A 13,820-nucleotide genomic window follows, 5' to 3' on the forward strand; every position below is an offset into this window, starting at 1 on the left:
TAAATGCTGAGAATATCTCTTGAAGTTTGATTATATTTAACGCTTATTTAAGATTATGCCTGCTCTGAAGCTTTTACTAGATGATGTGTTTGATTTTGACTTTACTGTCATTGCAATACACTGTTCTTTAGAAGAGTATCGGATGGCATTTTTAATTAACAAGTATGCCGGTCTGAGGTTGAAAAGTTCTGATGACGTTGATTTTTTTGTAAAAAACGACAAGTATAGCTTTACAGTAATGCGTTTTGATGATCAGAAAAACTACCAGAGCTATACATTGATAGCTAATAAGTACAAGTTGAAGTATGATAAGCGGGCAATTAACAGTGACCTGTTTACAGAATCTGAGTCAGAACATTACAAAACTCTTAACTTAGTTCCCGAAGTTAAAAACGCAGATTATTTGCTTAAAATAGAAAGTGACAATGGTAAAATACCCACCTTAGCACTTTTAGCACAACTAAACCAAATACCACAAATAATTACAGCTTACAATGTAGAGGTAAGCTCCCTAAAGTCTAAACAAAATTTAATTTTTGAATAATGTCAAACACAAAGAAAACTAAGATTGTTGCTACACTAGGACCTGCAACCAGCAAGAAGGAAGTACTTCATGATATGATCAAGGCCGGTGTAGATGTATTCCGAATCAATTTTTCGCATGCAGATTATGATGCAGTAAAAGAGCGTATCCAAATGATACGAAGCCTTAGCGAAGAATTTGGATACAACACAGCAATACTAGCAGATTTACAAGGTCCTAAATTGCGAGTAGGGATCATGAAAGATGAAGTAGTTGTTAATCCCGGAGATAAAATTATATTTTCAACTCAAGAAGAATTTGAAGGCACAAAAGAGCGTGTCTATATGAATTATCAGCATTTTCCTCGTGATGTAAATAAAGGGGAGCGTATTCTTCTTGATGATGGTAAATTGATCTTTGAAGTTTTAAAGACCGATAATGAAAACGAAGTTGAAACTGTAGTAATTCAAGGAGGACCTTTAAAGTCTAGAAAAGGAGTTAACCTACCTAACACAAATATTTCACTTCCGGCACTTACAGAAAAGGATATTGAAGATGCGATTTTTGCAATAAGCCAAAAAGTAGATTGGATGGCACTTTCTTTTGTACGTCACGAAGGAGATTTAATTCAACTTCAAGACTTAATAAAAGAACATTCTGAGTATAAGATTCCTATTATTTCTAAAATAGAGAAGCCAGAAGCAGTAAAAAATATCGATAAGATTGTTGCGTATAGTGACGGTCTGATGGTAGCTCGCGGAGATCTTGGTGTTGAGATCCCAGCAGAAGAAGTACCGCTTATTCAAAAGCAATTAGTACTTGCTGCTAAAAAAGCGCGTATTCCGGTAATTATCGCTACACAGATGATGGAGACAATGATAGACAGTCTTACTCCAACTCGAGCTGAAGTTAATGATGTTGCAAACTCTGTTATGGATGGTGCAGATGCGGTTATGTTAAGCGGTGAAACTTCAGTAGGTAAATATCCGGTTCAGGTGATTGAGCGTATGGCGTCGATCCTTTCTAAAGTTGAAGATTCAGAATTGATCAAAGTACCGCACACGCCTCCGCATATTCGCACCAAGCGCTACATTACAAAAGCAATTTGTTATCACGCTGCGCTTATGGCTAATGAGATTGATGCAAAAGCGATTACAACACTTACCAATAGTGGATATACAGCTTTTCAAATTTCAGCTTGGAGGCCTAATTCTCATATTTTAGTGTTTACCTCAAACCGAATTATTTTGAGTCAGCTTAACTTACTTTGGGGTGTTAAAGCATTCTATTACGATAAGTTTGTTTCTACAGATGAAACGGTACGAGATATTAACCGAATTGCTCGTGATAGCGGATACTTAAATATTGGTGATATGGTGATTAGCCTTGCAGCTATGCCAATTACTGAAAAAGGTATGGTAAATACGCTTCGCGTTCGCGAAATACAAGGGAATTAATTCTAAGATTTCTTCCTTATAAATTATAAAGCTCTTTCACTTGAAAGGGCTTTTTTTATTGGCACCACCAAAGGATATAATACTCCAAGGCTTACTTTATAATTAATATTAGGTTTACTTATAAATACCTCTTGAGCTTGCCGTTAGGTAGTTTAATTAAAACTCAAATTTTAGCTGAACAACAATTTCTTTCTTGTCAGAGAGTTGTTCCTTTTTATCTTCTGTGTTGAGGTTTGCTAAAGTAATACCCAAAAGGCGCACACTATTTTTCATTTTTTCTTGGTAAAGCAGCTCTTTTGCAGTTTCAAGAATAACGTCTTTAGACCTGATATAATAGGAAAGTGTTTTGCTTCGGGTTTTTAATGTGAAGTCGCTATACTTAATTTTTAAAGTAACTGTTTTACCGGCAACATTAGACTTCTTTAAGCGGCGTTCAATCTCTTCGGCAATGTTCTCGAGACGCTCTAGCATAAAGATTTCAGAAGAAATATTTTCACTAAATGTTCGCTCTGCACCTAATGATTTTCTAATTCGGTCTGGCTTTACAGGACTGTTGTGAATACCGCGCACCACATTATAATAATGCTTCCCGCTTTTACCGAATTTTTCCTCTAAAAACTCCAGTGTTTTAGTTTTAAGTTCATTGCCTGTGAATATGCCGAGTTGGTACATTTTTTCGGCAGTGACTTTACCCACACCATAAAATTTTCTGATATCTAGAGCTTCGAGAAATGGGATTACTTCTTCTGGGCCAATGGTTTTTTGACCGTTAGGCTTATTGACATCGCTAGCAACTTTTGCAATAAATTTATTTACAGAAATCCCTGCAGAAGCATTTAGGCCTGTTTTTTCTTTGATCTTAGCGCGTATTTCTTTTGCAATGAGCGACGCGCTGGGATTTCCCTTTTTATTGTCACTGACGTCCAGATAGGCTTCATCAAGAGACAGCGGTTCTACCAGATCTGTATATTCATAAAATATTTGTCTGATTTGAGCACTTATCTCCCGATACCTGTCAAAACGAGTCTTTACAAAAATGAGTTCTGGGCAGAGTCTGCGTGCTAAACCTCCTGCCATCGCGCTACGCACACCAAATTTACGGGCTTCATAACTCGCTGCGCTCACCACACCACGTTCAGAACCACCACCCACGGCTACAGGTTTTCCTCTCAGTTCAGGATTGTCCAGCTGTTCTACAGACGCATAAAATGCATCCATATCGACATGAATAATCTTTCTGGATTTAGGTTCTTCTTCCATAGTATTTGCAAAAATACATCAAAGGGCTTTGCGCTCGGCTCTATTTTTAAACGCACAAAATTGTAAATTGGCTTTATAATTAATTCTTGTAGCATTTCAGTTTTAATTATCTAGCAAATCAAATAAAATGGGAAAAACAGCAATTATATTAGGTATTACAGGACTAACTGGTAATCTTCTTGCTGAATCAGTTTTAGCTGATTCCAGATATGATAAACTCATCAGTTTTCATCGTAGAAAATCTAATATAACGCATCCTAAACTAGAAGAGCACGTAGTAGATGTTCTTGATTTAGAGAAATATGAATCTTTATTTAAAGGTGATATTGTTTTCTGCTGTATTGGTACGACTCAGTCTAAAACGAGTGATAAAGAAACCTATAGACAGATAGATTATGGCATTCCTGTAAGTGCTGCCCGGTTATGCAAACAAAATAATATTCCCCAATTTATTGCTATTTCTGCGCTGGGTGCAAATGCAGAAAGCAGTGTTTTTTACAATAAAGTGAAAGGGGAGATGGAGCGTGATGTACTTAAACAAAATCTACAGGAAACTTATTTATTGCAGCCGGCATTATTAGCAGGAGATCGGGAAGAAAAGCGAATGACAGAAAAGCTGGCCATACAGGTTTTTAAGGTTTTCAACTTTTTTTTGATAGGACCTTTAAAGAAATTTCAAAGCATAAAACCAGAAGCTTTAGTAGCAGCAATGCAGTATCTTTCCTTTAACACATATGCAGATAACAGAATAGAATCTGATGTAATCAAAAAAATCGCAGGAAAACATGCTTGAAATAGAACGTAAATTTTTAGTGAAAACAAAAGCTTTTAAATCAGAAGCTTTTTCGCAAAGCGAAATAAAGCAAGGCTATCTCAATAGCAGTCCTGAGCGCGCTGTGCGTATACGCATTAAAAAAAAAATAGGCTATTTGACCATAAAAGGTAAGTCTGACGAGTCTGGAACAACGCGTTTTGAGTGGGAAAAAGAAATTGATAAAGAGGAGGCCGAAGCTTTATTGAAACTGTGTGAACCCGGTGTGATTTCAAAAATAAGGTATGAGGTTGAAGCTGGTGAACATGTTTATGAAGTAGATGAATTTTTTGATGAAAATGATGGACTTGTTTTAGCCGAAATAGAATTGAACACCTCAGATGAAAAGTTTATAAAACCAGATTGGCTGGGAGAAGAAGTTACCGGGGACGTGCGGTACTACAACTCACAGCTGAGTAAAAACCCATTTACGTTATGGAAAGAAAATTAATTTTTAAACTGTTTACTCTATTGGTTTTTTTAGTGTCTTGTAAAGAACAACCGGCAAAAGAAGTGCCTCGTCGTAAGGATGAACCACAACATAAAAGACTTGTTTCTGATATAGAAGCTGAACTCAAAGAAGCAGGTTATCTCACAATGAATTACGTAGATGAGAAAACAAAAGATACAGTGATTATGCAACAGTATTTTATGGCTTTTCTCAAAAGGGGTACTAATCGCAACCAGACTAAAGCTGAGGCAGACAGTCTTCAGAAGCTACACTTAGAACATTTAGGTAAAATGTATGAGTTAGGCTATGCAGATATTTCAGGACCTTTTGGAGATGATAGCACTATACGCGGTATTACTATTTACAATACGCCAACACTGAAGATGGCAGATAGTCTGGCAAATCTAGACCCTATGGTTCAAGCAGGTAGATTAGAGATTGAGTTACACCCGTGGTGGGCCGCAAAGGGATTCCCATTGCGCTAAAAACAAAAAGCCGAAACATCAAGTGTTCCGGCTTTAAGCTGTTCCTTTAGGGATAAAAGGCTCGATTAATTTTAAAAATTTTGGCTATTGCCATCCACCTCCTAGAGCTTCGTAGAGGTCTACGATTGCTTGCAGTTGGTTAAAACGGGTGTCTATAAGGTCTAAGCTAGAACTAAGAGCATTTTGACGCGCGGTTAGTACTTCTAAGTAGTTTACGAGACCGTTATCTAAAAGCTCTTCAGAATAGTTTGTTGCCAGATCATAGGCTTCAAATTCATTTTTCTTCACTTCCAGTTTTTCAGTGGCAATTTCATATGAATATAAAGCATCAGAGACTTCCTGAGTTGCAGTTAGCAAGGCGCTTCTAAACTGAAGTTTAGCTTGTTCTTGCGTTGCTTGGGCTACTTCATATTTTGTTCGTATTTGTCTTCCGTTAAAAATAGGCTGAGTCAGACCAGCAACAATAGTTGAAAATAAAGAACTCGAATCAAAAAGCTTGTCAAATTCTAAACTCTGAAAACCACCAGTTGCTGTTAAGGTAAGCGAAGGGTAAAAGTTGCTTCGGGCTACATTCGTGAGTTCAAACGCATTCAGTAAATTAAATTCTGAAGCCATAACGTCTGGTCTGTTGCTCAACAATTCAGCAGGAACACCGGTTTTTAGCGGTGTTGTGATTTTCTGATCAACAAGATTACCGCGTTCAATCGCACCCGCCTCTTTGCCTAAAAGTATAGAAAGACTGTTTTCTAAAAGGCGTATTTGTTTAAGGATGTCTAATCGTAAGGCTTTTGCCGTATACAGTTGCGCTTCTGTTTGCTTTACGCCTACTTCAGTAACATTACCGGCTTCTTTTAAAGCTTTTGTAGTTTCGAGGCTACTGCTTCTGGTTTCGATGGTTTCTTCGGTAACCCGAAGTTGTTCATCTAAAGCTAAAAGCTGAAAGTAAGAGGACGCGATATTAGCAATCAAAGCAGTCTTTACAGCTTTATGAGCTTCTACAGTTTGTAAATAAGAAGCGGCATAAGCGCGTTTATTACTTCTTATTTTTCCCCAGATATCAGCCTCCCACGAAAGACTTCCGCTAAGCTGAAAAACATCTAAACTAGAGAATTGACTTCCAAACTGACTGTTTGACGATAAATCCTGATGTGTGTATTGCCCGGTTCCGCTAAGGGTTGGGAAATAGCCCTGCTTGCCTTGCTTAAAGTAAGCCTGAGCAGCTCTGATCTGTTCTAAAGCAACACGAATGTCTATATTTTCCTGAAGTCCCTCTTGAATCAATTCCTGAAGAGCAGGATCTGTAAAAAGTTCGTTCCAAGAAATCAGCGTCACATTTGTACTGTCTTGCGGCAGCATATCTGTGCGGTAGTTGAGATCGTTAATCACTTCTTCCGGGCGCTCATATTCTTTAGCAGCAAAGCACGAAGCCAGCAATAAGGGAACAGCAATCAGTGTGAAAAATCTAAATATTGTTTGCTTTTTCATATTAATGAGTTTCTTCGGTTTGAGTAGTTGGTTTTCCAGAAATTTTCTCTTGTAACCATTGAAACATGATATAGAGAATAGGGATTACAAACACACCGAGTACGGTCCCTATTAATAATCCACCAACAGCTCCGGTACCTATTGAGCGGTTTCCAGCAGCACCTACACCTGTAGCAAGTACAAGAGGCATAAGCCCCAGGATAAAGGCAAACGAGGTCATTAAGATTGGGCGTAGACGCGCTTTTGCTCCATCTATAGCAGCGTCTACAATAGATTCCCCATTTTTACGCCGCTGTATGGCAAATTCTACAATAAGAATCGCATTTTTTGCTAATAGACCTACCAGCATTATGAGTGCGATCTGGAAGTAAATATTATTCTCAAGCCCCATTAATTTGGTTGAGATAAAAGCTCCAAAAATACCCAGTGGTAAAGAAAGGATTACTGCCAGTGGTAGTAAGTAACTTTCGTATTGTGCAGATAGTAAAAAGTATACAAACAATACACACAACATAAATATCATTAGGGTTTGATTACCAGAACTTACTTCTTCACGAGTCAGACCGGAGTAGGCTACATCATAATTATTTGCAAGTTTAGAGGCTTCTTGCTCAACGATTTTAATACCATCACCGGAACTGTATCCCGGGTTCATAGATACGTTTACTTTAGTCGAATTAAAAAGGTTGAATCTGGTTACAGCCTGCGGACCGTAAACACGCTCAAAACTTACATATTCACTAAGTGGTGTCATATCTCCATTTTTAGTTCTGATAAACATGGAGTTTATATCATCTTTATCTGCGCGGAAATCTGGATATGCCTGTATGTAAACACGGTATTGTTTACCAAAACGTGAAAAATCTGCAGCATAAATCCCACCTATATAGCCCTGCATTGCAGAGAATATATCACTAACGGTCACTCCTGTACGTTTAGCAAGGGGAATGTCAATATCCAATTGATATTGGGGATATTTTGTGTTGAAAGATGATTGTGCGTATTGCACTTCAGGATGAGACATAATGTTACCCATAAATTCCTGATTGGCTTGATCCAGATCTGTTAATGTACCACTAGCTCGGTCTAATAAGTTTACCTCTACTCCAGATGAAATACTAAACCCAGGGATACTAGGAGGAGCAAAGAAAATAATATTCGCTTCAGGGTATTGAGCAGCCACTCCAAAGAGCTTTGCGGTTATAGCATCTACAGATAAAGAATCTGCATCACGCTTAGAGAAGTCATCAAGCTTCATAAAACCTAAAGCGTTGTTACTACCCTGACCACTTATTAAACCACGACCAGAAACGGTGCTGATACCTTCAATGCCTGGTATGTCTTTAATGTCATTATAAAGTTCGGTAAGTACTTCGTTAGTTTTATCTAAAGAAGAACCCGGTGCAAGTGACATATCAATAAATAATACTCCACGGTCTTCATTAGGTACAAAACCGGTTCGTGTCGTACTTGAAGCCCAAAATATTCCCATACCTGCAAGTATGATCATCGCAAAGGTGATCCATTTGTTTTTGTATAAGAAACCTAAAGACTTTCCGTAGTGATTAATAGTGGCATTAAAACCCCTGTTGAATCTGTCATAAAAACGCTGTAAAAAGCTTTTCTTCTTATGCTCGTCTTCTTCATTATGCGGCTTTAAGAATAAGGCACACAATGCCGGACTCAAAGTCAATGCGTTAACTGCTGAAATTATAATCGCAACAATAAGTGTGATACCAAACTGTTCATAGAAAACCCCTGTAGGACCTTGTACAAAGGTTACTGGTATAAATACCGCAGCCATAACTAAGGTGATCGAGATGATCGCTCCAGATATTTCGTGCATTGCATCTAGAGTAGCACCAGATGCACTTTTAGCGCCTTCATCTAATTTGGCGTGAACGGCCTCAACAACTACAATTGCATCATCTACCACGATACCAATTGCCAATACGAGTGCAAATAGCGTAAGCAGGTTTATAGAGTACCCAAATAAGTTTAAGAAGAAAAATGTACCTATAATCGAAACCGGAACCGCAATCGCCGGGATTAATGTGGATCTAAAATCTTGCAAGAAAATAAACACAACGATAAATACCAAAATAAAGGCTTCTATAAGGGTGTGAACCACTTTTTCTATGGAAGCTTCCAGAAATTCATTGGTGTTATACGGCACAAAGATCTCTACACCTTCTGGCAGATCTTTTCTAATCGTTTCCAGTTCACCCTGAATGGTTTCAATAATATCTTGCGCATTAGAACCTTTAGTTTGATAGATAGCAAAACTCACACTAGGGTACCCTTTAGTTTGTGAGCTTGCCGCATAAGATTGCGCATCAAGCTGAATATCTGCAACATCTTTCAGTCTTAAAAACTGTCCGTTTTCGAGAGCTTTGATGATGATATCTTCATATTGTCCTTCTTCTTTATAACGCCCACTGTATTTAATAGTGTAAGAAAAAGTTTCTCCGTTATTCTGTCCCAAAGTTCCCGCAGCAGCTTCTAAACTTTGCTCGTTTAATGCCGCTGTAATATCTGCAGGTACTAGGTTATACGCTTTTAAACGGTCTGGTTTTAACCAGATACGCATTGCATAATCCTGTTGTGAGAATACGTTTGCATCGCCCACACCATTTACACGCTTAAATGCCGGAATGATATTAATATTCAGGTAATTGTTTAAGAACGTCGCATCATAGTCTGGATTCTTAGAATACATAGACATAAACATCAACGCTCCTGTTTGTCTTTTTTGGGTTACCACACCAGACTGTGTAACTTCTTGCGGGAGTAATGGGCTCGCAAGAGCTACCCGGTTTTGTACGTTTACCGCATCAATATCAGGGTCTGTATCCTGATCAAAATATACCGTGATCTCAGCAGTACCATTATTGGTTGCTGTAGAGGTGATATAGCTCATCCCTTCAACACCGTTAATTTGTTCCTCAATAGGAATGATTACACTTTCCAGAATGGTCTCAGCACTGGCACCGGTGTAACTTGCAGTTACCTGAACTGTTGGCGGTGCAATATCAGGATATTGCTCAACAGATAAGGTTGTAAGTCCAAGTACTCCAAGAATAACTATGATAATAGATATTACAGTAGAAAGTACCGGTCTTTCTATAAATGTTTTTAACATGATTTGCTGCTTAGATTATTGGAATAGTTGTTTAACAGGTTTTGCAATACTGTCAAAAGGAACTTCTTGAGGCTGTATAGTCATCCCGGCACGTACCTTATTGGCTCCTTTTGCAATGATTTTATCACCGGCTTGTAAACCAGAATCTACGATGTATAAGTTGCCTACAGTCGCTTTTGTGGTGATCTCAGAAGTCACTGTTTTGTTCTCGCTGCTTACTTTGTAGGTAATGATCTTTCCCTGTTGTTCAAAAGTTGAATTTTGAGGCACTACGGCAACATCACTATAAACAATAGGAATTTTAAGAGTGCCACTATTACCATTTGTGATCAGCTGATTTGGGTTGTCAAAAATTGCTCTGAAACTTACCGTACCGGTAGTAGGATCTACCTGGCCGGTTACCGTTTGTATCTTCCCTTTTTGATCATATTCTTTTCCGTTTGCCAGTTCAAGAGTTACTTGGGGGAAGTTATTTACCTTTTCCTGAAGCGATGCTCCTTCAGTATTCTGAATAAAGTCAAGATATTCAGATTCGTTCATAGAGAAAAATGCATACACTTTTTCTATGTCTGAAACCGTTGTTAACGGGGTAGAATCACTAGGGCCTACAAGAGTTCCTTCTCGGTATGGTATAGCACCTACATAACCATCTACAGGACTTCTTACAGTGCCGTAACCTATATTTGCTGCAATACTTTCATAAGCACTTTGTGCCTGTTGTAATTGGGCTTTTGCCGTTTCTAACTGTACGTTACTAATGATTTTTTTCTCAACCAGGGGTCTTAGTTTATTAACTTCAACCTGTGCAGCATTTACATTAGCTTTTGCAGCATTGGCATCTTGAGAAAGAGACTGAGTTTCTAGTTTAAAAAGAACCTGACCTTTTCTTACTTTTTCACCCTCATCTACCAGTACATTAGAGATGTAGCCTTGTATTTTAGCGCGTACGCCACTGTTTACAATACCCTCTATGCTCGCAGGATAAGAACTATAACCGGTCACAGTTTGTTGAGGTATAGTAATTACCGGCAGCGCTTGAGGCTGTTGTTCCTCTCCTTTCTGAGCCTGTTTAGAATCACCGCAAGATGTTGTGGTTATAAAAACTCCTACCAGAGCAGGAATTAAATAAGATAAAACTCTTTTTTTCATTATTGAGGGTTTATTCATTGTTATTTTTTGCTGAAAGTTTTTCTCGAATCTTTCTTAGTGATTCACTGGCTTGCTCTAGATATTGTAGGTATTCTAAATGAAATTCCAGATCAAAGTGCAGCTCTTCGTTTTCGGGGTTATTGTGATTTATTTGCTCCTTATATTTCATAACAGCAACATGCAGTTGCTTTTCTTTTTCCCAGGTATCAAGGGTTTCACCCATATGAATAAGGATGTGATTTGGATTCATCACAAAGTATTTTTTGCGATCCCCACAAACGGTATAATAGGTTATGGTCTTCTGATGCTGAAGATTATTTAAATGGGTAGAAATGGTACTTTTACTGGCTTGTAAATTGGCTACAAACTCATCAAATGTGCACCCCTTTTTACCCGTTAAAATTAAGGTTGAGACAATGCGCGCTGCAAGAGGAGGAATATTGTCTTTCTTCTCAATATGCACTCCTAAGCGTTCAATTAATTGTTGCTTTTCGGCATTTAGCTCTTCCAACTTCATTTTTATTGTATTTGAAAGCGCAAAATTACGAGCGGTTCGGTTTTTACCGAACCAATAAGACTTAAAAATTTGTTAAATGTAAGTTATCGTTATCTTAGGCCTAGTAAGGGCTCACAAGGAGAAGGTTTTTAAGAAGCTTTATCTATAACTACTTGTTGTTCAATACTGTTTCCGCCACTGTCTGTAACAAGGAGTTTATAAATTCCAGAAGAAAGCTCTAAAGAGAGTTCATGAAAGTTGGTCGTGGTGCTTATGTATACTTCGTCAAGATACCAGTAAAGTTTAGTATCGGGGTTTCGGTGTGCAACTCTTAAAACCACTTCTTGTTCGCCATCAAAATCTTTAGGTAATAGAATTGTTTCACCACGTTTAGGATAAATAAACTCCATTAACTTTTCGCTTTCGCGGAAACAACCCGGAGCAAACTCTGGTAGCGGTTTGTATTCAGGATGCAAAGGTGCATAATAATATTCCCATACCGGGGGAAGACTAAACCAGTATCTTGAAAGCATTTTTCCTAGCGGATAGCAAGAAGCCGTTACACGCTGGTTACCTTCTTGATTAAGAAATACCTGCTGATGAAATTTACATGCTTCAGTACGTGTACCTTTTTTGGGGATCCATTCCTTTTTTGAAATAGGACAAAACAATCCAGCAAGTTTTCCGCTCTGCGGACAAACTTCAGCTTCTACGAGTTCGTCATAGGGCATCTCAAACCAGTTTGAATCCGGAAGCACATCAAGCACTTCAAAAAGTATGGGCGCAGCAGCTTGAATCCCTGTAATACCCGGGCGACCTTCACCGTCTGCATTTCCTACCCAAATACCTATTGCATAGTCGCCGGTAACTCCTACTGCCCAAGCGTCTTTAAAGCCATAACTGGTTCCGGTTTTCCAGGCGAGGGGCTGCGCATCGCTAAAAAATTCCCAGTTTTCTGAACCTTCCGGCCGGTTTACCTCGCGCAAGGTTTGTAAGGTTTGATAAATGGCTCCTGCATCAAAAAGCTCTGGATTCTGATTTTTTGAAGCTACACGATTTGTTTCCGTTTTTAAATAAACCGGTTCATCAAAAGCGTGATAAGGATATTCACTAGAAGTATTGTTAAAAAAATTGAGCGTAGCAGCCATACCTGCATAGGCATTGGTCAATTGCCACAGATTGCTTTCTGCCCCTCCTAAAATGAGGGACAAGCCGTAGTAATCTGCAGCTTTATCAATGCTTTTAAAGTTGAGTTGGTGCAGATTATTATAAAAACGTTTCAGACCATATTCGCGCAAGAGGTTTACAGCCGGTACATTTAAAGATCGGGCCAAAGCTTCAGAAGCAGGGACTGCACCGTGATAACTTCGGTCAAAATTTTGTGGACTGTAGCCATTAATACTGGTAGGAACATCAGCGACCAGGCTGTTGGGTAATAACTCGCCTGCGCTCAACAGCGAAGCAAAAAGAAACGGTTTTAAGGTACTACCGGTACTGCGTTCTCGGGTGACGATATCTACATAATTGGCGTGTTCTGCGGTTGTGGGAGCATTGCCTACGTAGCTCAAAACTTTACGGGAATTTACATCCAGAACCAAAACAGCAAGGTTGTGTATTTGATTCTGATCCAACCGGTAATAGGCTTCAGCAGTGATCTGATTGATGCGCTTTTGTAAATTGAACTGAATCGTGCTGTTTACATAGTTGCCAGATTGTTCCCGCACCATCCTTTCAGTAAAATGAGGAGCTTCATCTGGTAACTCTCTGGGTTTCCCCGGAAGATCTTCAGCAACAGCGAGCTCATAAGTCGTCTTGTCTATATAATTCTCGTTTTTTAATTTTTGAAGTAAGCGATCTCGTTTTGCTTTAAAAAGACTTTCATTTTTCCCCGGAAAAACAAGTGAAGGTGCATTGGGCAAAACAGCTAAAGCTGCAGCTTGTCCCCAACTCAATTCACTGGAAGGAATACCAAAATACCGCCAGCAGGCACTCTCCAGCCCAACTACATTGCCGCCAAAGGGCACATTAGAAGCATACAGGTTTAAAATTTCTTCTTTGGAGTAACCAGCTTCAACCCGGGTCGCCATAAAGGTTTCTATAATTTTTTCGAAGTATGTGCGCTTTTGATTTTTGCGTGAAAGTCGCACTACTTGTTGGGTTAATGTGCTTCCGCCGCGGCGGTTATTTGTTGTAAGGTTGCTCCATAAAGCTTTACTCATCGCCACAAGATTAAACCCCGGATGCTTATAGAAATAAGCATCTTCAAACTCCAGAATACAGTTTTTAAAACGACTTGGGACGCTATCAACTGCAGGAAATCGCCACTGGCCATCACTTGCAATGCGAGCCCCAAGAAGTTTACCTTCTTGGCTTACAACCACAGTAGCTGTAGGATCTTTAAAAAGTGGTTTAGGCAAACACAGTAACCAAAACAAAACCAGTATCAAGAATCCGCTTACTACAAATTTATAGCGCTTTATAATGTGAAATATGCGATTGCTGAGTGTTGTTTTCAAAGTTTACTCGATAATCGAGGTTTAAATACATCAAGACTATCCCCG

Annotated in this window: 11 protein-coding genes; 5 read left to right on the forward strand and 6 right to left on the reverse strand. The window is 38.9% G+C overall.

Going from position 1 to position 13,820, the window contains the following annotated elements; translation table 11 throughout:
• Positions 1–55: 55 nt before the first annotated feature.
• Positions 56–544: an IPExxxVDY family protein gene (locus tag DSM02_RS08100; protein WP_128765150.1), complete on the forward strand. Its 489-nt coding sequence runs from the start codon at positions 56–58 to the stop codon at positions 542–544.
• On the forward strand, positions 544–1,980 hold the full coding sequence (gene pyk / locus DSM02_RS08105; protein ID WP_128765151.1) for a pyruvate kinase: 1,437 nt from the start codon (positions 544–546) through the stop codon (positions 1,978–1,980). The genes DSM02_RS08100 and pyk overlap by 1 nt, the downstream gene beginning before the upstream one ends.
• Before the next feature lie 156 nt (positions 1,981–2,136).
• Here the strand turns inward: pyk and dinB are convergent, their stop codons facing one another.
• Positions 2,137–3,240 (reverse strand): DNA polymerase IV, encoded by a 1,104-nt coding sequence (dinB, locus tag DSM02_RS08110; protein ID WP_128765152.1) that lies wholly within the window; start codon positions 3,238–3,240, stop codon positions 2,137–2,139.
• Between the two features lie 127 nt (positions 3,241–3,367).
• Here dinB and DSM02_RS08115 point away from each other — a divergent pair, with 127 nt between their 5' ends.
• Genes DSM02_RS08115 through DSM02_RS08125 form a run of 3 tightly spaced genes read left to right on the forward strand, consistent with a single transcriptional unit; the run spans position 3,368 to position 4,987 of the window.
• Complete coding sequence (locus DSM02_RS08115; protein WP_128765153.1) at positions 3,368–4,033, forward strand: NAD(P)H-binding protein; 666 nt, start codon at positions 3,368–3,370, stop codon at positions 4,031–4,033.
• Positions 4,026–4,502, forward strand: coding sequence for a CYTH domain-containing protein (locus DSM02_RS08120; RefSeq protein ID WP_128765154.1), 477 nt, complete (start codon positions 4,026–4,028; stop codon positions 4,500–4,502). Before DSM02_RS08115 ends, DSM02_RS08120 begins: the two co-directional genes overlap by 8 nt.
• Positions 4,487–4,987, forward strand: coding sequence for a YciI family protein (locus DSM02_RS08125; protein ID WP_128765155.1), 501 nt, complete (start codon positions 4,487–4,489; stop codon positions 4,985–4,987). The genes DSM02_RS08120 and DSM02_RS08125 overlap by 16 nt, the downstream gene beginning before the upstream one ends.
• Positions 4,988–5,071: 84 nt before the next feature.
• Here the strand turns inward: DSM02_RS08125 and DSM02_RS08130 are convergent, their stop codons facing one another.
• From DSM02_RS08130 to pbpC, 5 genes are all read right to left on the reverse strand, one after another.
• Positions 5,072–6,472, reverse strand: a complete 1,401-nt coding sequence (locus DSM02_RS08130; RefSeq protein ID WP_128765156.1) for an efflux transporter outer membrane subunit — start codon at positions 6,470–6,472, stop codon at positions 5,072–5,074.
• A 1-nt stretch (position 6,473) separates the two neighbouring features.
• Positions 6,474–9,614 (reverse strand): efflux RND transporter permease subunit, encoded by a 3,141-nt coding sequence (locus DSM02_RS08135; protein ID WP_128765157.1) that lies wholly within the window; start codon positions 9,612–9,614, stop codon positions 6,474–6,476.
• A gap of 15 nt (positions 9,615–9,629) precedes the next feature.
• Positions 9,630–10,763: an efflux RND transporter periplasmic adaptor subunit gene (locus tag DSM02_RS08140; RefSeq protein ID WP_128765158.1), complete on the reverse strand. Its 1,134-nt coding sequence runs from the start codon at positions 10,761–10,763 to the stop codon at positions 9,630–9,632.
• 10 nt (positions 10,764–10,773) lie between these two features.
• Positions 10,774–11,280, reverse strand: a complete 507-nt coding sequence (locus DSM02_RS08145; RefSeq protein WP_128765159.1) for a GbsR/MarR family transcriptional regulator — start codon at positions 11,278–11,280, stop codon at positions 10,774–10,776.
• A 128-nt stretch (positions 11,281–11,408) separates the two neighbouring features.
• Positions 11,409–13,775 carry a penicillin-binding protein 1C gene (gene pbpC, locus DSM02_RS08150; RefSeq protein ID WP_240674008.1) on the reverse strand — a complete coding sequence of 789 codons (2,367 nt, stop codon included), beginning with the start codon at positions 13,773–13,775 and terminating at the stop codon, positions 11,409–11,411.
• Between the last annotated feature and the right edge of the window lie 45 nt (positions 13,776–13,820).

The organism is Leeuwenhoekiella polynyae (assembly GCF_004104075.1).
GTDB lineage: Bacteria > Bacteroidota > Bacteroidia > Flavobacteriales > Flavobacteriaceae > Leeuwenhoekiella > Leeuwenhoekiella polynyae.

Bases quoted from the DNA above. Each gene is read 5' to 3' on its own strand.
- DSM02_RS08100 (WP_128765150.1), top strand. From the start codon at position 56: ATGCCTGCTCTGAAGCTTTTACTAGATGATGTGTTTGATTTTGACTTT.
- pyk (WP_128765151.1), top strand. From the start codon at position 544: ATGTCAAACACAAAGAAAACTAAGATTGTTGCTACACTAGGACCTGCA.
- dinB (WP_128765152.1), bottom strand. From the start codon at position 3,240: ATGGAAGAAGAACCTAAATCCAGAAAGATTATTCATGTCGATATGGAT.
- DSM02_RS08115 (WP_128765153.1), top strand. From the start codon at position 3,368: ATGGGAAAAACAGCAATTATATTAGGTATTACAGGACTAACTGGTAAT.
- DSM02_RS08120 (WP_128765154.1), top strand. From the start codon at position 4,026: ATGCTTGAAATAGAACGTAAATTTTTAGTGAAAACAAAAGCTTTTAAA.
- DSM02_RS08125 (WP_128765155.1), top strand. From the start codon at position 4,487: ATGGAAAGAAAATTAATTTTTAAACTGTTTACTCTATTGGTTTTTTTA.
- DSM02_RS08130 (WP_128765156.1), bottom strand. From the start codon at position 6,472: ATGAAAAAGCAAACAATATTTAGATTTTTCACACTGATTGCTGTTCCC.
- DSM02_RS08135 (WP_128765157.1), bottom strand. From the start codon at position 9,614: ATGTTAAAAACATTTATAGAAAGACCGGTACTTTCTACTGTAATATCT.
- DSM02_RS08140 (WP_128765158.1), bottom strand. From the start codon at position 10,763: ATGAAAAAAAGAGTTTTATCTTATTTAATTCCTGCTCTGGTAGGAGTT.
- DSM02_RS08145 (WP_128765159.1), bottom strand. From the start codon at position 11,280: ATGAAGTTGGAAGAGCTAAATGCCGAAAAGCAACAATTAATTGAACGC.